This window comes from Paludibacterium purpuratum (assembly GCF_004363805.1).
GTDB classification, from domain to species: domain Bacteria; phylum Pseudomonadota; class Gammaproteobacteria; order Burkholderiales; family Chromobacteriaceae; genus Paludibacterium; species Paludibacterium purpuratum.
The window spans coordinates 325,243-344,364 of the sequence record NZ_SNZP01000001.1; the positions used below are offsets into that span (position 1 = coordinate 325,243).

21 protein-coding genes and 4 tRNA genes are annotated in these 19,122 nt (G+C 58.6%); 12 read left to right on the forward strand and 13 right to left on the reverse strand.

Going from position 1 to position 19,122, the window contains the following annotated elements; all coding sequences use genetic code 11:
* Window positions 1-6 precede the first annotated feature (6 nt).
* The 6 genes from DFP86_RS01425 to DFP86_RS01450 form a co-directional block, all read right to left on the reverse strand.
* Window positions 7-495 (reverse strand): winged helix-turn-helix transcriptional regulator, encoded by a 489-nt coding sequence (locus DFP86_RS01425; RefSeq protein ID WP_133678213.1) that lies wholly within the window; start codon window positions 493-495, stop codon window positions 7-9.
* A 135-nt stretch (window positions 496-630) separates the two neighbouring features.
* Window positions 631-1,293, reverse strand: a complete 663-nt coding sequence (locus DFP86_RS01430; RefSeq protein WP_243729281.1) for a GntR family transcriptional regulator — start codon at window positions 1,291-1,293, stop codon at window positions 631-633.
* A gap of 216 nt (window positions 1,294-1,509) precedes the next feature.
* A tRNA-His gene (locus DFP86_RS01435) sits at window positions 1,510-1,585 on the reverse strand.
* Between the two features lie 48 nt (window positions 1,586-1,633).
* Window positions 1,634-1,709, reverse strand: a tRNA-His gene (locus DFP86_RS01440).
* Window positions 1,710-1,736: 27 nt separating this feature from the next.
* A tRNA-Arg gene (locus DFP86_RS01445) sits at window positions 1,737-1,813 on the reverse strand.
* Window positions 1,814-1,832: 19 nt separating this feature from the next.
* A tRNA-Pro gene (locus tag DFP86_RS01450) sits at window positions 1,833-1,909 on the reverse strand.
* 113 nt (window positions 1,910-2,022) lie between these two features.
* On the opposite strand from DFP86_RS01450, the gene folD reads away from it, so the two are divergent.
* The 3 genes from folD to DFP86_RS01465 are packed head-to-tail and all read left to right on the forward strand — an operon-like array spanning window position 2,023 to window position 4,440.
* Window positions 2,023-2,880 (forward strand): bifunctional methylenetetrahydrofolate dehydrogenase/methenyltetrahydrofolate cyclohydrolase FolD, encoded by an 858-nt coding sequence (folD, locus tag DFP86_RS01455; RefSeq protein WP_133678215.1) that lies wholly within the window; start codon window positions 2,023-2,025, stop codon window positions 2,878-2,880.
* A gap of 37 nt (window positions 2,881-2,917) precedes the next feature.
* Window positions 2,918-3,781 (forward strand): formyltetrahydrofolate deformylase, encoded by an 864-nt coding sequence (gene purU, locus DFP86_RS01460; RefSeq protein ID WP_133678216.1) that lies wholly within the window; start codon window positions 2,918-2,920, stop codon window positions 3,779-3,781.
* A gap of 8 nt (window positions 3,782-3,789) precedes the next feature.
* The gene (locus DFP86_RS01465) at window positions 3,790-4,440 is read left to right on the forward strand and encodes a hypothetical protein (protein WP_133678217.1); all 651 of its coding nucleotides are present in this window, start codon (window positions 3,790-3,792) and stop codon (window positions 4,438-4,440) included.
* Here DFP86_RS01465 and DFP86_RS01470 read toward each other — a convergent pair.
* Window positions 4,430-5,653, reverse strand: a complete 1,224-nt coding sequence (locus DFP86_RS01470) for an MFS transporter (RefSeq protein WP_133678218.1) — start codon at window positions 5,651-5,653, stop codon at window positions 4,430-4,432. The genes DFP86_RS01465 and DFP86_RS01470 overlap by 11 nt on opposite strands.
* An 826-nt stretch (window positions 5,654-6,479) precedes the next feature.
* Here DFP86_RS01470 and speF point away from each other — a divergent pair.
* Both speF and DFP86_RS01480 read left to right on the forward strand, forming a co-directional pair.
* On the forward strand, window positions 6,480-8,642 hold the full coding sequence (gene speF / locus DFP86_RS01475; RefSeq protein ID WP_133678219.1) for an ornithine decarboxylase SpeF: 2,163 nt from the start codon (window positions 6,480-6,482) through the stop codon (window positions 8,640-8,642).
* 145 nt (window positions 8,643-8,787) lie between these two features.
* Window positions 8,788-9,207: a c-type cytochrome gene (locus tag DFP86_RS01480; RefSeq protein ID WP_133678220.1), complete on the forward strand. Its 420-nt coding sequence runs from the start codon at window positions 8,788-8,790 to the stop codon at window positions 9,205-9,207.
* Between the two features lie 19 nt (window positions 9,208-9,226).
* On the opposite strand, the gene DFP86_RS01485 is transcribed toward DFP86_RS01480, so the two are convergent.
* A complete protein-coding gene (locus DFP86_RS01485; protein ID WP_133678221.1) occupies window positions 9,227-9,790 on the reverse strand; it encodes a DedA family protein in 564 nt (187 codons plus the stop codon).
* A 132-nt stretch (window positions 9,791-9,922) separates the two neighbouring features.
* Between DFP86_RS01485 and DFP86_RS01490 the strand changes: the two genes are divergently transcribed.
* Complete coding sequence (locus DFP86_RS01490; RefSeq protein ID WP_208108175.1) at window positions 9,923-10,708, forward strand: substrate-binding periplasmic protein; 786 nt, start codon at window positions 9,923-9,925, stop codon at window positions 10,706-10,708.
* Window positions 10,709-10,716: 8 nt separating this feature from the next.
* Here DFP86_RS01490 and DFP86_RS01495 read toward each other — a convergent pair whose 3' ends face one another.
* Window positions 10,717-11,319: a UPF0149 family protein gene (locus DFP86_RS01495; RefSeq protein WP_133678222.1), complete on the reverse strand. Its 603-nt coding sequence runs from the start codon at window positions 11,317-11,319 to the stop codon at window positions 10,717-10,719.
* 183 nt (window positions 11,320-11,502) lie between these two features.
* Between DFP86_RS01495 and DFP86_RS01500 the strand changes: the two genes are divergently transcribed.
* Entirely contained in the window at window positions 11,503-12,156 is a 654-nt protein-coding gene (locus DFP86_RS01500; RefSeq protein WP_133678223.1) for a pyridoxamine 5'-phosphate oxidase family protein, read from the forward strand.
* Between the two features lie 100 nt (window positions 12,157-12,256).
* Here DFP86_RS01500 and DFP86_RS01505 read toward each other — a convergent pair whose 3' ends face one another.
* A complete protein-coding gene (locus DFP86_RS01505; protein WP_133678224.1) occupies window positions 12,257-12,475 on the reverse strand; it encodes an HP1242/YdcH family protein in 219 nt (72 codons plus the stop codon).
* A 325-nt stretch (window positions 12,476-12,800) separates the two neighbouring features.
* On the opposite strand from DFP86_RS01505, the gene DFP86_RS01510 reads away from it, so the two are divergent.
* Both DFP86_RS01510 and DFP86_RS01515 read left to right on the forward strand, forming a co-directional pair.
* Entirely contained in the window at window positions 12,801-13,421 is a 621-nt protein-coding gene (locus tag DFP86_RS01510; RefSeq protein ID WP_133678225.1) for a TetR/AcrR family transcriptional regulator, read from the forward strand.
* Between the two features lie 63 nt (window positions 13,422-13,484).
* Window positions 13,485-15,107 carry a mechanosensitive ion channel family protein gene (locus DFP86_RS01515; RefSeq protein ID WP_208108176.1) on the forward strand — a complete coding sequence of 541 codons (1,623 nt, stop codon included), beginning with the start codon at window positions 13,485-13,487 and terminating at the stop codon, window positions 15,105-15,107.
* An 8-nt stretch (window positions 15,108-15,115) separates the two neighbouring features.
* Here DFP86_RS01515 and DFP86_RS01520 read toward each other — a convergent pair whose 3' ends face one another.
* The 3 genes from DFP86_RS01520 to yjdN form a co-directional block, all read right to left on the reverse strand.
* A complete protein-coding gene (locus DFP86_RS01520) occupies window positions 15,116-15,643 on the reverse strand; it encodes a GNAT family N-acetyltransferase (RefSeq protein ID WP_133678226.1) in 528 nt (175 codons plus the stop codon).
* Window positions 15,644-15,654: 11 nt separating this feature from the next.
* Entirely contained in the window at window positions 15,655-16,359 is a 705-nt protein-coding gene (locus tag DFP86_RS01525; protein WP_133678227.1) for a glutathione S-transferase N-terminal domain-containing protein, read from the reverse strand.
* Window positions 16,360-16,437: 78 nt separating this feature from the next.
* Window positions 16,438-16,857 carry a VOC family metalloprotein YjdN gene (gene yjdN / locus DFP86_RS01530; protein WP_133678228.1) on the reverse strand — a complete coding sequence of 140 codons (420 nt, stop codon included), beginning with the start codon at window positions 16,855-16,857 and terminating at the stop codon, window positions 16,438-16,440.
* 194 nt (window positions 16,858-17,051) lie between these two features.
* Here yjdN and DFP86_RS01535 point away from each other — a divergent pair, with 194 nt between their 5' ends.
* The 3 genes from DFP86_RS01535 (at window position 17,052) to DFP86_RS01545 (ending at window position 19,057) form a co-directional block, all read left to right on the forward strand.
* Complete coding sequence (locus tag DFP86_RS01535; RefSeq protein ID WP_133678229.1) at window positions 17,052-17,330, forward strand: type II toxin-antitoxin system TacA family antitoxin; 279 nt, start codon at window positions 17,052-17,054, stop codon at window positions 17,328-17,330.
* Window positions 17,327-17,836 (forward strand): GNAT family N-acetyltransferase, encoded by a 510-nt coding sequence (locus tag DFP86_RS01540; protein WP_133678230.1) that lies wholly within the window; start codon window positions 17,327-17,329, stop codon window positions 17,834-17,836. The genes DFP86_RS01535 and DFP86_RS01540 overlap by 4 nt, the downstream gene beginning before the upstream one ends.
* Window positions 17,837-18,166: 330 nt before the next feature.
* Entirely contained in the window at window positions 18,167-19,057 is an 891-nt protein-coding gene (locus DFP86_RS01545; protein ID WP_133678231.1) for a hypothetical protein, read from the forward strand.
* Window positions 19,058-19,122: the final 65 nt, after the last annotated feature.

Genomic DNA, 19,122 nt, shown 5'->3' on the forward strand with positions numbered 1-19,122 from the left:
GGGCGTTTACTCCTGAATGGCCAGAGACAGTGTTTCCTTGATTTCTTCCATGACGACGTAGCTGCGCGATTCGTTGGCGGCGGGCAGTTTGAGCAGGATGTTGCCCAACAGTTCGCGGTACATGGACATATCCGGAATGCGCGCCTTGATCAAATAGTCGAACTCGCCCGAGACCAGGTGGCATTCGAGAATTTCCGGAATGTTCTGCACTTCGCGACGAAAGGCATCGAAAATGTCGCCGGACTTGGCCGACAATTTGATTTCCACAAACACCAGCAGGCTGGCGCTGAGCATGTGCGGATTGAGACGGGCAAAATAGCCCTCGATCACGCCCTCGCGTTCCAGGCGGCGCACGCGTTCAGTGCAGGGGGTGGTCGAAAGCCCGACTTTCTCTGCCAGATCGGTCAACGATATCCGCCCGTTGTTCTGCAATAGCTGCAGAATCTTCAAATCGATCTTGTCGAAAATCCGCTCGGCAGTGGTTTTTTTTCTCATGTGTGTCGTGCGCCCCAGTGGTGGATGAATATATCGATTCCCGGTTGATCTACGGGTAAATGCACTGCATCGCCGTCAATATACTACGTGAAATGACTTTTTTGCAGATTTGTCATGGGGCGCACTGCGCGAGCGTCATGATTTGCCTTGCCCTTGCAACATGCTCTCCAGGGCATTCTCTGCAGACAGGATGTGAAAACGGATGAATGCCGCCGCATCGTCGGCTTTGCCAGCGCGGCACAGCGCCAGGAGTTGGGTGTGTTCGGCGTGCGCCTGTTCCATGGTTTGGGTGAACAGGATTTGCATGCGGGTATAGCGATCGGTCTTGTTGTGCAACTGCTCGATCAGCGCCAGGGTGTTCGGGCGCTTGGCACTGCGGTAGAGCGCCATATGGAAGCGAGCGTTGAGTTCCCCCCAGTGGCGCACGTCATTGTTCTTCAGCGCTTGCTCGAATTCTGCCAGCGTCTGTTGCGCCAGTTGCAGGTCGTCCGGGCTCTGACAGGGGATCGAGGTGCGCAGCAGCTCGCTTTCCAATAGGGCGCGGATATCCAGCAGCTCGCGGATATCGTCGAACGACAGTTTGGAGACCAATGCGCCCTTATGGTCGATGATCTGGATCAGACCCTCGGCCTCCAATTGGCGCAGGGCCTCGCGCACGGGTACTCGGCTGACGCCGTATTCATTGGAAAGCGCTTCCTGGCGAAGTTGCTGTCCATCGGCGAACTCTCCCGACAAAATGCGTTGGCGCAATGATTCGGTAACGGCGCTGGTCAGGGTTTGGCGTTTGATCGGCTGCATGTTGTTCATTCGAATCGGGTCGCTGTCTGGGCATGTTTTGGTATGTTTTATGGCAACAGAATATACGGGGCGTATGCTGTCCGACAAGAGATGCACTGGACGAAGTGATAAAAAGATGAAAAAAACCGGCAAATAGCCGGTTTTCCCGCATGGATGCACGATTTTGCAGCGGAAAATGAAAAACCCCGCTGCATGAGCGGGGTTTTTCTGCAATCTTGGGGTGGATGATGGGGCTCGAACCCACGACAACCGGAATCACAATCCGGGACTCTACCAACTGAGCTACATCCACCACTGAATTCGATACACAGGCGGGTAGGCCTGTTTAAGGCAAAACTGCTGGGGTGGATGATGGGGCTCGAACCCACGACAACCGGAATCACAATCCGGGACTCTACCAACTGAGCTACATCCACCACTGAAAAAACACTACTGCCGTAATCTGGCGCGCCCGACAGGACTCGAACCTGTAACCCCCGGCTTAGAAGGCCGGTGCTCTATCCGGTTGAGCTACGGGCACGTTCCGTCAGACTCGTTTCTGGTCGGGGCGGTGGGATTCGAACTCACGACCACCTGGTCCCAAACCAGGTGCGCTACCGGGCTGCGCTACGCCCCGACTACAGAGTCGGCAACTATACGGATCGAGCCCCACGCTGTCAATACCCGTTGAGTACATGGACGTAAAAATGCGAGAATGAATATCTTTCTTGGCTGTTTATCGGGGGGCGTATGACCGCACAACGCATTGATGGTAAAGCAGTCGCAACGCAAGTGACCGAGGCGGTTCGCCTGGCGGTGGCCGAGCGGCTGTCCGCCGGGAAGCGTGCGCCGGCCATCGCTTTCATTCTGGTGGGGGACGACCCGGCGTCGGCGTCGTACGTACGCGGCAAGAAACGCGCTTGCGAACAGACTGGCGTGCGGGCGTTAAGTGTCGAGTTGCCCGCCGATATCGCCGAGGATGCGCTATTGGCCGTGATCGATCGGTTGAATGCCGATGCGGCGGTCGACGGTATTTTGCTGCAGTTGCCGCTGCCGGCGCATTTGCCGCCGCAGCCTCTGCTTGAGCGCATCGACCCGGCCAAAGATGTGGATGGCCTTCATCCCTATAATGTGGGGCGCCTGGCGTGCAGGATGCCGCTGTCGCGCCCTTGTACCCCGCGCGGGGTGATGACGCTCTTGGCGGCTTACGGCATCGATCCGACCGGCAGGAAGGCGGTGGTGGTCGGCGCATCGAATCTGGTCGGACGGCCACAGGCGTTGGAGCTGATGCTTGCGCGCGCCACGGTGACAGTGTGCCATCGTGCAACGCTCGATCTGGCGGATGAAGTGGCGCGGGCCGATATTCTGGTCGTGGCGGCCGGCGAGCCCAACCTGATCAAGGGCGCCTGGATCAAGCCCGGTGCGACGGTGATCGACGTCGGCATCAATCGCCTGGCGGACGGCAGCTTGTGCGGCGATGTCGAGTTCGAGGCGGCAAGCCAGCGCGCGGCATTCATCACGCCCGTGCCGGGCGGGGTCGGGCCGATGACCATCGCCAGTCTGATGCAAAACATCCTCGAGGCCGCCGAACGGCGCGATCCGGCCTGACCCGCATACCTATATTGAGACGAAGAGATAGAACCTAATGAGCCATGCCAAACACTCCGCCATTCTGCTGATCAGTTGCCCGGACAAGAAGGGGTTGGTTGCGGCGATCGCCAATTTCCTGATGACCTACAACGCGAGCATCATGCACGCCGACCAGCACCAGGACGACAGCGAGCAGCTGTTTTTGATGCGGGTCGAATGGTCGCTTGACGGCTTTACCCTGCCGATGGACGACTTTGCCGCGGCCTTCCAGCCGATCGCCGCCGAGCACCAGATGACCTGGAGTGTCTCCTTGTCTAGCCGTAAGCCGCGCATGGCCATCATGGTGTCGCACTACGAACACTGCCTGGCCGACTTGCTGCACCGCTGGCGTATCGGCGAACTCAGCTGCGATATTCCGCTGATCGTCGCCAATCATGAGGACTGCCGTGCGCTGGCCGAATTCAACGGCATTCCGTTCCACCTGATTCCGGTGTCCAAAGAGAACAAAGCCGAAGCCGAGGCCGCCGCTTGGCGGTTGTTCGACGAGGCCGGTGTCGATCTGATCGTCCTGGCGCGCTACATGCAGGTGCTGTCTCCGGCTTTCGTCGGGCGCTACCGCAGCCGCATCATCAACATCCATCACAGTTTTCTGCCGGCTTTCGACGGCGCCAAACCGTACCATCGCGCCTTTGCTCGCGGCGTCAAATTGATCGGTGCCACCAGCCACTACGTGACCGAGGTGCTCGACGATGGACCGATCATCGAGCAGGAAGTGACGCGGATATCGCACCGCGACGATGTCGACGACCTGATTCAAAAGGGACGTGATTTGGAAAAGGTGGTGCTGTCGCGCGCCGTGCGCTGGCATCTGGACTACCGCATTCTCTCCTACGGCAACAAAACGGTGATTTTCGATTGAGTGCGACCATGAATCATTTGTTGGGCGATGCCCTCGACCTATACCGTTTTCGTGTCAAATCTCTGCTGGACTACCGCTATCCGTGGTGGCAGTTGGCTTTGTTGATTACCCTGTTCGGCCTGGTCATTAGCGGAGGAACGCCGGAGTTGGGCGGCAATTTGCCGGGGCGCATCGGCTTTTGCATCGCTTACAACTGGTTGGAGACGCTACTGTTCGTGCCGTTTATCGGCTTGTGGCTACGCGTGCCGCCGCTGCGCTTTTGCCAGCCGTTGCTGGCGATTAGTTTGCTCGGTAGCGGGCTGCAACTGCTGCAGCCGCTGGTGAGCTGGCTGCCCGGCGATGTGGCCGACGGCCTGCTGCTGGTGTCGATGGTCTATTCGATGCTGGTGTTGTGCAACGCGCTCTCGCGCGTGTCCGGCAGAGGACGGCTGTGGGCGGCGATCGGCGTACTGTTGTTTTCGCTGTGCTCGGCGTTCCTGATGCAGAGCGCCTGGTTCCTCGCCAGTCGCCAAGGATGGGTCGATGCACCGCTCAGCGCATGGAACCCTTTTGTCGGCTCGCAAGGCGCAAACGGCGATGTGTCGACGTCGACGTCGAGTAGCGATGCGGGCGACGACAAGCATGGCGCGGCCGACGATCAGCTGACCGTTATGCCTTGACGCTCGAGCTGTCGCCGAAGGTGTCCCGGGCGAACAACGCAGGGAACCATCGGCGCCACAGCATCACCACCAGCAGCGTTCCCACGCCGCCCAAAACGACGGCCGGCACGGTACCGAACCAGGCCGCCGTCACGCCCGACTCGAATTCCCCCAACTGATTGGAAGTGCCGATGAAAATGAAATTCACGGCGCTGACCCGACCGCGCATGGCATCCGGGGTTTCCAACTGCACCAGCGATGAGCGGATCACCACACTGACCATGTCGCTCGCGCCCAGTACCACCAGCGATAGCAGCGACAGCAAGAACCCGTGCGACAAACCGAAAACGATCGTACTCAGGCCGAATAAGGTGACGGCCCAGGCCATCTTGCGGCCGATATGGCGGCGTAGGGGGTGGCGCGCCAAATAAAGCGACATGGCGAGCGCGCCGATGGCCGGGGCGGTTCGCAACAGCCCCAGCCCCCATGGACCGGTATGCAGAATGTCGCGCGCATAGACCGGCAATAGGGCGGTGGCGCCGCCCAACAGCACCGAGAACAGATCGAGCGAGATGGCGCCGAAAATGACAGGACGCGCGCGGATGAAGTGCACGCCGGCCAGGGCCGATTGCAGGGTGATCGGCGCCTTGCTTGCCGAGCGAGTGCTTCCGGGCAGTCGATGAAGCCAGAAGGCCGCCAACAGGTAGGCTGCCATGCAACTGAAGTACACCTTGTCCGCGCCAAGCGCGAAAATCAGGCCGCCCGCGGCCGGCCCGACAATCACCGCCGTCTGGCGTGCCGAGGCGCCCAAGGCCAGTCCGCGCGGCAGGTGCGCTTCATCGATCAGTGTCGGCAGCAGCGATTGCATGCTGGGGGATTCGAAGGCGCGGGCCGCGCCGGTGAGCATCGCACAGGCAAAGATCAGCGGCAGATTCTGCAGATGGGTCAGGCAGGCCAGTGCCAGCACGGCTGCGCCGGCAGCCTGTAGGCATTGTGCGCCTTGCGCGATGCGCCGCCGGTCGAAGCGGTCGGCCGCTTGGCCGACGATCAGGGTCAATAGCAACTGCGGCGTGAATTGCGCCAGGCCGATCAAGCCGAGATAGAACACGCTGTGCGACAGCTCGTAGACTTGCCAGCCGAACGCGACGGCCAGCATTTGATAGGACAGGGTCGAGCAGCTTTGGCTCGCCAGGAATCGTGGCAGTCGACGTAGTGGCGCGGGTTCGGTTGGCATCAGGATAGGGGTGGAAATGGCATAAATCGGGGGACGATTTTAACCGCGATCGGGTGAAATTGGCCAATCATATGCCTGCGACATGGCGAAGCCGCTTGGCCGCATGCCGTGACAAATCGCTGCTTGAGAGGGTTGCAAGGCACGCAATGCCATCGTTGGGCGTAGAGAGGCTTGCCGCTTTGGCAGAGTGAATAACTTATTCGCAGGGTCGCCGAATTAGATATCGTATTGGCAAATGGCTAATTTAAAAATTTACTATAAATTTCCTGATTTATCAGATTATTTGCCAATGGCATGTCATGTCGCAATTACGAAAGAATGCTTCCTTATCAGGATGTTCCGTCTATGGGGCGTTTGTCGAAAATCAAACAAAAACAAATTGTTCTATAGAATAATGAGCGCCGTCGTATAGGCTTTAATCAGTCTATTTCCTCCGAAGCGTGCTTGCGGATAGAAAAGACGGGCAGTAGCTTGCCGCGGGATTTTTCTCGCGGCGCCCAGTCATTGCCGCGTGGTTGCGAGTGGCGGGAATTTTCTACGTTCCCGTGTCGCACGGATATATTTCCGGTTCTCGCCAAAGAAATCAGTGAAGCGAACGCTGATATAAAATCTACCCCATAGATGCTTCGTCGTGAGTGTCGCGATCAATGTTTATTTCCGGTCGCCTCATGTTTTTTTCGAAGCGTACCACTATAGACGTTGCGAACCAGAAAACCGGCCGGCCTGTTAATGGTGTTTTGCTGCCACAGCGCCGAGTTAATTTAGAAAGAGCTGCAGATCGACTGCGAGGTCGACGCGCCGCTCTCCAACCCAAGGTAGGATAAACATGACTTATTTGAAAGTAGCGGTAGGTTCGGCGCCCTCGACTTGCTTCGACACCACGCGCGCGCTGGTTAACCTGTCGGAAACCGACTTTACCGACGTGGGTGCTGTTGTTCTGGGCATGGAAGACGTTGCCGCCGGCCGTATCGCCGAGTTGGCCGCCAAGGGTCTGGACATTCCGGTTTTCGTCGTGACCGGCTGCCACCAACAACTGCCGGCTGATTTGCTCAAGAGCATCAGCGGCGTGATCGAACTGGGCAAGCAGTCCGCCGTTCACTATGGTCGTCAGGTCGAAACCGCGCTGACCAAGTACGAAGCCAGCCTGTTCCCGCCGTTCTTCGGCATGCTCAAGCAATACGTCGAAATGGGCAATTCGGCCTTCGACTGCCCGGGACACCAAGGCGGTCAATTCTTCCGTAAGCACCCGGCCGGCCGCCAGTTCTTCGAATTCTTCGGCGAAACCCTGTTCCGCGCCGACCTGTGCAACGCCGACGTCAAGCTGGGCGACCTGCTGATTCACGAAGGCGCGCCGCACGATGCGCAAGCTTACGCTGCCAAGGTTTACAACGCCGACAAGACCTATTTCGTTCTGAACGGCACTTCCGCTTCCAACAAAGTGGTATGTAACGCGCTGCTGGCTCGTGGCGACCTGGTTCTGTTCGACCGCAACAACCACAAGTCCAACCACCACGGTGCCCTGATCCAAGCCGGCGCAACCCCGGTTTACCTGGAAACCGCGCGTAACCCGTTCGGCTTCATCGGCGGCATCGACGCACATTGCTTCAATGAAGAATACCTGCGCGCCCAGATCGCCGAAGTGGCTCCGGAACGCGCCAAGGAAGAACGTCCGTTCCGCCTGGCCATCATTCAGTTGGGCACCTACGACGGCACCATCTACAACGCTCGCCAAGTCGTCGACAAGATCGGCCACCTGTGCGATTACATCCTGTTCGACTCGGCTTGGGTTGGTTACGAACAATTCATCCCGATGATGAAGGACTGCTCGCCGCTGTTGCTGGATCTGACCGAGAAGGATCCTGGCATCATCGTGACCCAGTCGGTTCACAAGCAACAAGCCGGTTTCTCGCAAACCTCGCAGATTCACAAGAAGGACAAGCACATCAAGGGTCAGAAGCGCTACTGCAACCACAAGCGCTTCAACAACGCCTTCATGCTGCACGCTTCCACCAGCCCGTTCTATGCGCTGTTTGCCGCGCTGGACGTGAACGCCAAGATGCACGAAGGCGAACTGGGCCGCAAGCTGTGGGCCGATTGCGTGAAGATCGGTATCGAAACCCGCAAGTTGCTGCTCTCCGCTTGCAAGCACATCCGTCCGTTCGTTCCGGTCACGGTCGACGGCAAGAAGTGGCAAGATCACGACACCGAAACGATGGCCAACGATCTGCGCTTCTTCGAGTTCCAGCCGGGTGAAAAGTGGCACGCCTTCGAAGGCTACGAAAAGGGCCAATACTTCGTTGACCCGTGCAAGCTGCTGTTGACCACCCCGGGTATCGATGCCGCGACCGGCAAGTACACCGAATTCGGTGTGCCGGCCACCATCCTGGCCAACTTCCTGCGCGAAAACAACATCGTGCCGGAGAAGTGCGACCTGAACTCGATCCTGTTCTTGATGACCCCGGCAGAAGACATGGGCAAGATGCAGCACCTGGTTGCCCAGATCGCCCGCTTCGAACGCTTCCTGGACGAAGATGCGCCGCTGTCCGAAGTACTGCCGACCGTGTATGCCAACAACGAAGAACGTTATCGCGGCTACACCATCCGTCAGCTGTGCCAGGAAATGCACAACCTGTATGTCAGCCGCGACGTGAAGCAGCTGCAGAAGGAAATGTTCCGCAAGGCGATGCTGCCGAAGGCCGCGAAGAACCCGCAAGACGCCAACATCGAGTTTGTTCGTGGCAACGTCGAGCTGATCGCGCTGGACAAGTCCGAAGGCCGTACCGCAGCCGAAGGCGCATTGCCGTACCCGCCGGGCGTGCTGTGCATGGTTCCGGGCGAAGTATGGGGCGGTGCCGCACTGAAGTACTTCCTGGCTCTGGAAGAAGGCATCAACTTGCTGCCGGGCTTCTCGCCGGAACTGCAAGGCGTTTACATCCAACAGGATGAAGACGGCCGCAAGCGCGCTTACGGTTACATGCTGAACAAGTAATCGGTCTTTGACTGGACGTATGAAAGCCGACCGGGCTCGCCCGGTCGGCTTTTTTTATCCCTGATTTTGATATGGTTAATGCCGGGTTAAGAATGAATGGCTAGCCTAGGGGGCCTATATATCTCACTGCCATGGAGTCTAGCGAATGAAGAAGTCCACCCTGATCGCGGCGCTATTGCTCGCCGCCGCCGGCGCAAGCGCCTTCGCAAGCCCGGCTAGCGAACGTCGCACGGTGTTCAAGCATTACAAGCAGTCGTTGGGTAGCATGAACAAGATGCTCAATGCCGGTAATTTCGATAAGGCGCAGTTCGCGTCGGCCGCGACGGCGCTACAGGCCGAAGCCCACACCCCCTGGCAATACTTCCCTGCCGGCAGTGCCAGCCGCGATACCCGTAACGAAATCTGGAGCGATCCGCAGGGTTTCAATAAGGCGACCAAAGACTTCGAAGCCAAGGTCGGTAAGCTGAATCAGGTCGCGGCCGGCGGCGATGTCGCGCAGATTCGCGCCAGCTTCCGCGCGGTGCAGCAGTCCTGTAAGGCGTGCCACGACACCTACCGCAACTAATCGGCGGTCTGTCCGCGTTTCACGACTTTTTGCGCTGGCGCATGAAGGTGCGCCAGCCATGCCATCCCCACAGCAAGCCCACCAGTCCCAGCATGGCCAGCCACTGATAGCGGCCGAGATCGGCAAAAAGCAGGTGTGCCGTTGCGCCGAACAGATAGCCTGTGCCGGCAACCAGCGGCGCCCAGATGGCCGCCCCGATCATGTTGAACAGCATGAAGCGCGTCACCGGCACGCCGCTATTGCCGATGATGATCGGCCCGGCAATGCGTAGACCGTACATGAAACGGATCGATACAATGATGCCGCGCTGGTGGCGCAACAACAGCACGTTGACCCGGTCGACCTGGGCCGCGAGACGCGGGTAGCGGGCGATCAGGCGCGCACCAAGATATTTCCCCAATAGAAAGAACAGCAGATCGCCTAGGCTTCCGGCGAGGAAGGCGAGCGCCACGACCAGGGCAAAGGATAGGTAACCCTGTCGCGCTGCGAAGCCGGCCAACAGTAGGATGGTCTCGCCTTCGAGCAAACAGCCGACGAGCACGGCCCAATAGCCGTAGCTGACTAATAAATAGGACAAATCCATTATCTGCGTGAAAGAGATATGCGGGGGACTATGATAAGTTTAACAGACTAGCTCCGATGACAATGCAGGCTTCCCGACTGTGTCTTGCCTGATCGATTCCTATGCACCCAATCCGACGAGGTTTGAAGAATCATGCGCTGGATCCGCCTAATCGCTTTGCCCTTTATGTTGTTGGCCGGCCCGCTATGCCTGGCGCAGCAGAGCGAACTCAGCATTACCCTGTCCAACGACGAATATCCGCCTTACGTCGGCGAAAAACTGCCCGGTTACGGCCTGCTGTCACGCATCGTTACCGAGGCGTTCAAGTTACAGCAGGTCAATGTGCGCTATGTGTTCTACCCCAATAACCGTACTTTGCAGTCCGCGCGCACCGGCGCGGCGGACGGTAGTTTAGGTTGGGCCAAGACTCCCGAACGCGAACGGGATTTGCTGTACACCGACCCGGTGATGAATTTGAGCATGGTGTTCTTCCAGCGCAAGAAGCATCCGGTGCCATGGAAGCGTTTACAGGATCTGGCGGGCGCCCGTATTGGTATTACCAGCGGCAACACCTACTCGGAAGACTTCAGTCGTCTGCAGCAGGCGAAAGTGCTGACGGTCGAGGCAGCGCCGGACGATGTGTCTAATTTGCGCAAATTGCAGGCCGGCCATCTCGATCTGTTCCCAATCGATTCGGAAGTCGGCTCGATGCTGCTCGTTCAGTCACTGCCACTTGCACAGCGCACGCAGATCGAGGCGCAGGAAACGCCATTCTGGAGCGCGCCGATGCATGTGGTGATCTGGAAGGGGCATCCGCAAGCGGCGGAGCTGGTGCGACGCTTCAACCTGGGTTTGCGCCAATTGCGGCGTTCGGGGGAGTTCGACCGGGTAGTCGAGACCACCCGCGAACAGATCTACCAACACATGGGCCAGAATTGAAACGGGCCTTAGTCTTCGCTATCGGTTTCCAACTCGGAACGCAGACGCGCGAAGTACTGGTGTATCGCCGCCACGGTCGGCGTGATGGCGCCAAGCCAGGCGGCTCGCTCCTCCGGGCTGATCTCGCTAAGATAAGGTTGCATTTCCTCGTCGTCCGCGCCTTCGAAGGCCAGCGCCATGATCGGCGCCATGAGATCCGACTGTGAAGGGTCATCCAGTAGTAGCGCCCAATCGTCGTAAGCCAGCTGAATGCCTTCGACGAAGCCGCGTGCCCAATCGTTACCGTGAAACACCCCGTGCTCGTCGGCATCCAGCCACGGATGGAAGGGTTGCTCGGACTGAAGCGTGTGCGCGATGTCCAGCCAGTGGCGCATCAGCAGGTTGGCGAAGCGTTCCAGTCCCTGGGCGCCGGGGAAGGCATCCTCGTCGTCGAAAGCTTCTCCCAGAATGATCGGTAGACATTCGGTGGGCCTGATCTGTAGCGGTCCGCACAGCAAAGCCGTGAAGAAGCCGTCGAGCTGTTCGAGGTTCATGCAGTCCTGATCGCGGAACCGGGCCAGGGTCTCGGCCAGGCGTTGATAGTCCCGGTCAGTCAAGGCTTCGTATTTCATGATGAGGCTCACGAAGTGGATGTGACGGCATTATCTGCGCTTTGCCGCACGATGGGGAAAAAATCTGAACGCCCGTCAGAATCGTCGACACAGAGTGGCACCGTCAGCTTTTCTCAAGGTGGTTCTGTCCGGTCTGCCGCGTGACTGTCAACATGGGCGAACTTACTATATGAGACTTTGCTTATGTCAGATTTCGCTCAAACCGCGCGCACGCGCATGCGGCATTGCGCCCACAAGGCGAGCTATGACCGCGCCACGATCCACCAGGTGATCGACGATATTCCGGAATGCACCATTGCCTTGTGCGATCAGGAGACCGGTTTGCCGCGGCAGATGGTGTCGACCCACTGGCGCGTCGGCGATGCGCTGTACCTCCATGGCAGCAACGGCAGCGGTTTTTGCAAGCAGCTGGCAGCGGGTACGCCGGTATCGGTGTCTATCGCCGCGACTGACGGCCTGGTGTTGGCGCGTTCGGCTTTCGATACTTCGATCAACTTCCGCTCGGTGACGATTTACGGCAAGTTCGAGGCGGTGCGGAGCCGCGACGAGCAACTGGCATTGCTGGAAGCTTTCTACGAGAAGTTGGTGCCGGGGCGCTGGCACGAAGTACGGGCGCCGACGCCGCAGGAAATGGCCGCGACCTTCGTGCTGCGCCTGCCGCTGCAGGAAGTGGTGGCCAAGCTGTCGGTCGGCGAGCCGGACGATCAGGCCGAAGCGCCGGGAGAGTGGGGGGGCGTTCGCGTCTACCGGCATGGTTGGGGCGAGGTGGTGGCGGATAGCGCAAGCCGGGAGATGCCGCTGCCGCCGAGCATCGCCCGTCTACTCGAACGGGAGTGAGTGCGTAGGGTGCGTTCGCGAAGCAACGCACCCATTCACCGCCATTGCGCCATCCCGCCGAAGACAATGTTGCATTGCCTTCGGCGAATACAACCTACCTTCAGGCGCGGGACTTCTCCTGCAGGATGGCGTAGATCTGGTCTTTCAGCAGCAATTTCTGCTTCTTGAGGATTTCCAACTCCAGTGCGCCCAGATGCTCTTGTCCGGATTCGGCATTCTGAATGCGTTGATCCAAGACGTTGTGATCCTCGAACAATCGACCGAAGTGCCGATCGCTCTGTTTCAATTGGGAAATCAGTTCGCGGTGCTCTCTGAACATTCAGCCTCCTTGTATGCGATTGCCGTTGATTCCAGAGTACGCTTGTCGCGGGGGAAAGGCATCGGAAACGTCGGCTTTTTTCTTGTCGACCGCCAAGGCGTTGCGATTGCGCAAAAGTGGCGGTTGCGCTGGCTGATGAGGATGAAAGACGAAAAAATGCCCGGCATGAGGCCGGGCCAAGTTGAAACGCGGTGAAAACGGCCAAGCGATGATGGTCGGGATGCTCGATCCCCACCACATAACAAAACCGTACAGTCTAGTTATAAATTTGACGACGTTGTGTTGTCAAGTAAACTGTACCGATTAGTTCAATAAAGAGACGACGATGCGAGTCAAAAGCGAGGCCAAACGCAACGGCATTGTTCAGGCGGCGATGGCGCTGTTTCTGGAGAAGGGCTTCGAAGCGAGTTCGATGGCGGATATCGCTCGGCGCGCAGGCGGCTCCAAAGCCACCCTGTATAGTTATTTTCCCTCCAAAGAAGCATTGTTCAGCGAAGTGATGGATCAGCATTGCGCCGCGCGCTTTGCCTGTGCATTCGACAATCTGCGCTTCGACGGCGACTTGTCGGCCTCGCTTTGCGCCTTCGGCCTGTCGCTGATGGCCGCGCTGTTGTCGCCGGACTTGTTGGCGATCCGGCGTAGCATCATTGCCGAGTCTGGCCGCTCGCCGGTCGGCGCCTTGTTCTATGAACAGGGCCCGCGGCGCGGCCTGATGCTACTGTCGCAGTTCTTGCAGAGCCAGATGCAGGCGGGACGCTTGCGCAGCCACGATCCTTGGCTTGCGGCCATGCACCTGTTTTCCTTGCTGGAAGGCGACTATCCGTTGCGAGCCTTGCTCGGCATGATGCCCCACCTCGAAGTGACCGAACTGTCGGATCATGTTCAACAGGCGGTCGCCTTGTTCCTGTACGCCTATGCGCCCAACGCCGCACTCGGAGCGGCATGAACCATCTATGATGTAAGCATGGTGTTTTCTGAGCTGTTCGATTGATTCTGCGCCGGAGAAAACATGATGCGAACCTGGCCGAATTGCCGATTCCTGTTGCTGATCGTTTGCTGGGCGTGCTTGTCGGCCGGGGCCGCGGCGCTACCGGTCGATAGTTCCGCGCCGGCCGTCGCCGACTCGGCTGAGCTGGTGGTGAATTACCGTCCGATCATGTCGTTTCGCACCAATCTGTTTGGCGCGACCGCCAGCGTACGTGCCGAGCGAGCGCGCGCGCTGATCGAGCAATCCCTGGCGCAACAGGGGACGCTGCAAGTCGCGGTGCAGACCAGCTCGATTGGACAACTGATCTTATTGGGCAATCGTCTGGTGTTCGTGGTGACTGACGGCGACGCCGATCCCTTGGTTAACGAGAACGCCGCCATGGTTGCCGCACGTGCGGCCGAGCGCTTACGCCAAGTGGTGGCGGAGACGCGCGAGGCGAGCAACCTGCATGCGCTGTTACAGGCCACCGGCCTGTCCGCTGTGGCGACCTTGGTGTATCTGCTGTCGTTGTGGTTACTGGGGCGGCTGCGCCGCTGGTCGGCCGCGCGCTTGGTCGCGTTGGCCGAACGCAAGGTCAGCACATTGAAAGTCGGCAATACCGAACTGATCGATCGTCGTCAGTTATATCCATTCCTGGGCCGTTTATTGACGGTTTTCGGCTGGTTGATCATTGCGCTCTTGAGCGATCGCTGGCTGAGCTTCGTGCTATTGCAATTCCCGTATACCCGACCTTGGGGCGAGAGGCTCGATCAATACCTGCTGAGCCTGGGCGGCGGTCTGTTCGATGCCGTGCTCAGTACTTTGCCCGGGCTGGGCGTGGCGCTGATGATTTTTTTCCTGGCGCGACTGGCGACCGGACTGGTCGGCCACGTGTGTCAACGCCTGGCCGATGGCGGCGTCGGCTGGTTGGGCGCCGACACCCTGTCGACTACGCGCCGCCTGCTGGGATTCGCCGTTTGGCTATTCGCGCTGGCGATGGCCTATCCCTACCTGCCCGGCGCGCAGACCGAAGCCTTCAAAGGCTTATCGGTACTGCTGGGCTTGATGGTGACACTGGGGGCATCGAGCATTGTCGGCCAAGGCGCGGCCGGGTTGATCCTGACCTATACCCGCACTTTCCGGCCCGGAGAATACGTGCGCGTCGGCGACTTCGAAGGCACGGTGATGGAAATGGGGTTGTTCACCACCCGCATCCGCACCGGCATGGGCGAGGAGCTGACCCTGCCCAATGCGCTGATCACCGGCAGCGTCACGCGCAACTATTCACGGGCGGGGACGGGGCAGGGCTACATCGTCGATACCACGGTGACCATCGGCTACGACACGCCGTGGCGGCAGGTGGAGGCGATGTTGATCGAAGCGGCGCACATGACGCCGGGCATTGCCGATACCCCCGCGCCACGGGTCTTTCAGACCGCGCTGTCCGATTTCTATCCGGTATATCGATTGGCGGCGCGGGCCGTGCCTTCGACGCCGGCGTCTCGCGCCGAATTGCTGTCGACCTTGCACGCCAACATCCAGGACGTCTTCAATCGCCATGGTGTGCAGATCATGTCGCCGCACTACATGGCGGATGGCGCCGAGCCTAAGATTGTGCCGCCCGCCGACTGGTATGCTCCGCCGGCCGACAGTAAAAGATCGTAAGCGGGCGCTTATGCCGGGCTATCGCTCAGCACATGGTTGAGGTGCGGCGTTTCACCCAGCAGGAAGTGCGTTTTGCCGACCTCGCGCATGCCTTGCGCGGCGTAGAAGGCGCGTGCCCGGCGATTGTGCGTCCAGACGGTCAGCCAGAGTTGTCCTGCGTGGGCCCGGCTGGCGGCAAGCAAGGCGCGGCCAATGCCCCTGCCGACGAAAAGCGGGTGGACATAAAGCGTTTCCAGTTCGCTGTCGGCCAGCCGATCGGCCGGGCAGGGCTGGTCGAGCGCCAGTCGGGCGAATCCCAGCAAGCGCTCGCCGCGGACGGCGACCAAAATCCGTTGCCGTGGATCGGCGAGCCAGTCCTCGAATTGCTCTGGCGTCAGATTGTGCTGGACGTGGGCCGCCAACTCGTCGTCGATACCGTCGACGGCGTAGGTATGCAGAAACACCAGCATGCCCAAGGCGGCCAGTGCCCGAGCATCGTCATACACCGCCTGGCGGATGACGATGGCGCCGTCCGCCGTGGTGCTGTGCGTTGCCATTGTCGGGTCGCTCAAGTGCGCGCCGGGATCTCGAGTCCGCGTTGCACCGCCGGACGTTGCAAGAAGGCCTGCAATACCCGGTCGACCTGCTTGAAGTCCTGGTAGCCGACCAATTCTCCCGCGTCGTAGTAGCCGATCAGATTGCGTACCCACGGCAGGATGGCCATGTCGGCGATGGTGTAAGGCTCGCCAAGCATCCAGTCGCGTCCGGCCAGGTGGCGATCCAGCACCGTCAGCAGGCGGCGCGATTCGGCCACGTAGCGGTCGCGCGGCCGCTTGTCCTCGAAGTCCTTGCCGGCGAATTTATGGAAGAACCCCAACTGGCCGAACATCGGTCCGACGCCGCCCATCTGGAACATCACCCACTGCAGCGTTTCGTAGCGGCGCGCCGGCTCATCCGGCAGGAAGCGGCCGGTCTTTTCGGCCAGATAGATCAGGATGGCGCCGGACTCGAACAAAGCCAGCGGTTGGCCGCCTGGTCCGTTCGGGTCGAGGATGGCCGGAATCTTGTTGTTGGGGTTGAGCGACAGGAATTCCGGCGACATCTGGTCGTTGCTGTCGAAGCGCACGGTATGCGCCTCATAGGGCAGACCGGTTTCTTCCAGCATGATCGATACCTTGACGCCGTTGGGCGTGGGCAAGGAATACAATTGCAGCCGGTCGGGATGCTGGGCCGGCCATTTACTGGTGATGGCGAAGTCGGTCAGAGTGCTCATGCGCATGCCTTTCGGAGAACTTTGTCTAGGCCGTTAGCATAAAGCAAAGCGCCGGTGTCGTGGCAACGACAAACGAGGTCAGACGGTGGGACGAGGAACGTTGATCATCCAGGGAATGCCGAAGCGGTCGATCACCATCCCGAAGCCCAGGGCCCAAAACGTTGCCTGAAAGGGCATGTTGACGCGACCGCCAAGTGATAACGCCTGAAAATAACGCTCGCCCGCGGCCAAGTCGTTGGAGGCGATCGACAGGTGGTAGCCGGTATGTGTCGCGCCTTCCTTGCCGTCGCCGTCGGACATCATCACATTGCTGTCGCCGATCTTGAGCGTGGCATGCATGATCTTGTCGGCCGAGTCCGGCGCGGGCGGGCAGTCGGGATTGGGCGGGGCGTCTTTAAAGTGCAGCTTCATGAGGACTTCGGCGCCCAGCGCCTGGCGATAGAAGGCGATGGCTTCCTCGCAGCAGCCTGGGAAAAAAATATACGGTTGGACTTGCATGGCAGATCTCCTGCGGTTGGGGGGCGGCGGCGAAAGGTCGGGGGCAATCGCCCGGACAGAAAAACGACAGTGGAAGCGAAATATAGTCTATGACATGCAGTTTTGCTCGGGCGAGCGCATGGCGCCCATGATCGCTTGTCATGACAGTGTCCGGACATTAAAATGAATGCATTGAGAACCCGCAGGGGTAATGTATGAGCACTTTGAATCTTTCCAAAACAGAGCGCATCGATGTCCGGGCCAGTAGCCCGGTCAAGCAGCTCCTTCAGGAGGCTGCGCGTGCTTGCCACAAAAATGTCAGCGAGTTTCTGCTGGACGCGGGTGTGACTGCGGCCACGCAGACGCTGGCGGATCGCCGACAGTTCTTGCTGGACGAGACGCAGTGGCAAGCGTTTCAGGATGCACTGGATCGTCCGGTGGTGCACAAGCCACGCCTGAAAAAGCTGCTGGGTGAGCCAGGAGTCCTGGATTGAGCGGAGGCTATTCGCCCGTCCGTAAACTTGCGGCAACGGACGAGGTTGATGCCTTCGATTGCGGCCAGGTACCATTGGATCAGTTTCTGCAGCGCTATGCACTGGTCAATCAGAAGGCCAACAGTGCGCAGACCTACGTGTGCAACCAGGGTAACGCGGTGGTCGGTTTTTACAGTCTTGCCGTTGGCAGCGTCGATCCGGTGGGGGCGCCTCCCAGGGTGCTTAAAGGTCTGGCGCGCCACCCGGTGCCGGTGATGATTCTGGCACGGCTCGCCGTGGACAAGGAACACCAACGAAAAGGCCTGGGGAAGGCCCTGTTAAAGGATGCCCTTCTGCGTACATCGCACGCCGCCGACATCGCGGGCATCCGATGCCTGCTGGTGCACGCCAAGGACGACACGGCGCGGCAATGGTACGAATCCTGGGAGTTCGAGCCCAGTCCGAGCGACCCTTATCACCTGTTCTTGTTGCTCAAGGATCTGAATAGCTTGTTGGGTGTCGCTTGAGTCGGCTCCAATGCCCAATGAACATTGATTACAGAAAAAGGACCGCTCACCGAGCGGTCCTTTTGGGTTTTAGCCGTCGCAGACCGTCTTACTGCTCGCCATCCTTCTCCGCACTACGCGAGTCGTAGTAGTCCTTGTTGTCCAGATAATGCTGGTAGCGCGCCATCTTTAGATGGTGTGTGTGCTTGAACTCCAGCAATCAATACAAATGGTTGGGGTATCAGGTGGATGTTGCCTATGGCTTCTCTGTTTTTATATGACGAAAGCATTGTTGTTTTTGAAGTCTAGCATTATCTGCTATGCATATATTAAGCATATGGGGGTGATGAAATGCTTAATTCCAAAACAACTGTGATATTAGGGTTTTTGAGTCTTCTAGGGCTGGCTGCTTGTGGGAGCAAACAAGTGGCCATGCCTGCTGAAGCTCCCGCCGCCGCTTCAGAATACCAACCTGCCGCATCAACCCTTGCAGTGGAAAGCTCGGCAGGCGTTGTCGCTCCAAATGAAGCAGGAGGCATCACTGCAGATAAAAACAAAGCAGAAGGCGTAACTGCCGATAAAAATAAAGCGACAGGAGTCACACCCGAAAAGAATGAAGCAGGAGGTGTGACTGCCTATAACAACGATGAAGAGGTCGCTAAAAAAAGAGAGGAATACATTAACGCTTTGCATAAGGGAAATGCGGTAGCCGCTGGCCCGAGCGACCTTGATTTCGGTGTGAGCGCAAAATTCATGCTGCGATATTCGCCTAAAAAAAATATCGAGCAGCTTGCGCAAGAGGTGAGAGAGACCTTTCGTAAAAATGGGTATCAGAATGTAGAGGTTCAAAGCGGAGGAGTCACTGCTGGGTTTACTATGAAAGCCGAGTTAACGGGCAGCCCGGACCAAGTGGATATTGTTGCGGATAGTGGAAATGGCCCGTCTGGCGTACAAGATGTCCTTAATGCGAGGGATCGCACGTGGATTTGGTATGTCAGGCCAAAGGTACTTTCAGGCGATATCCCTCTTCAATTTCATCTTTATGTCGTCATGCCCAAAGAACTGGGAAAGCCTGAACTGCTGGATACCCTTGATAAGAAGTTGATTGCTCATCCAACAATCGTTGGGGTGTTCCAAAAGTATTGGGTGATTGTTTCAGCCGTTGGAGGCTCGTTAGGTTGGTACTTCCGTGAGTTTTTTAGGGCGCTTTTGAAGAGGCTTTTTGGAACTGGTGAGCGGTAATCCGTTTTCTCTTCGTCCAATGGATAAAGAAAACCCCGGAATCCCCGCGTCCTTATACTCGACAC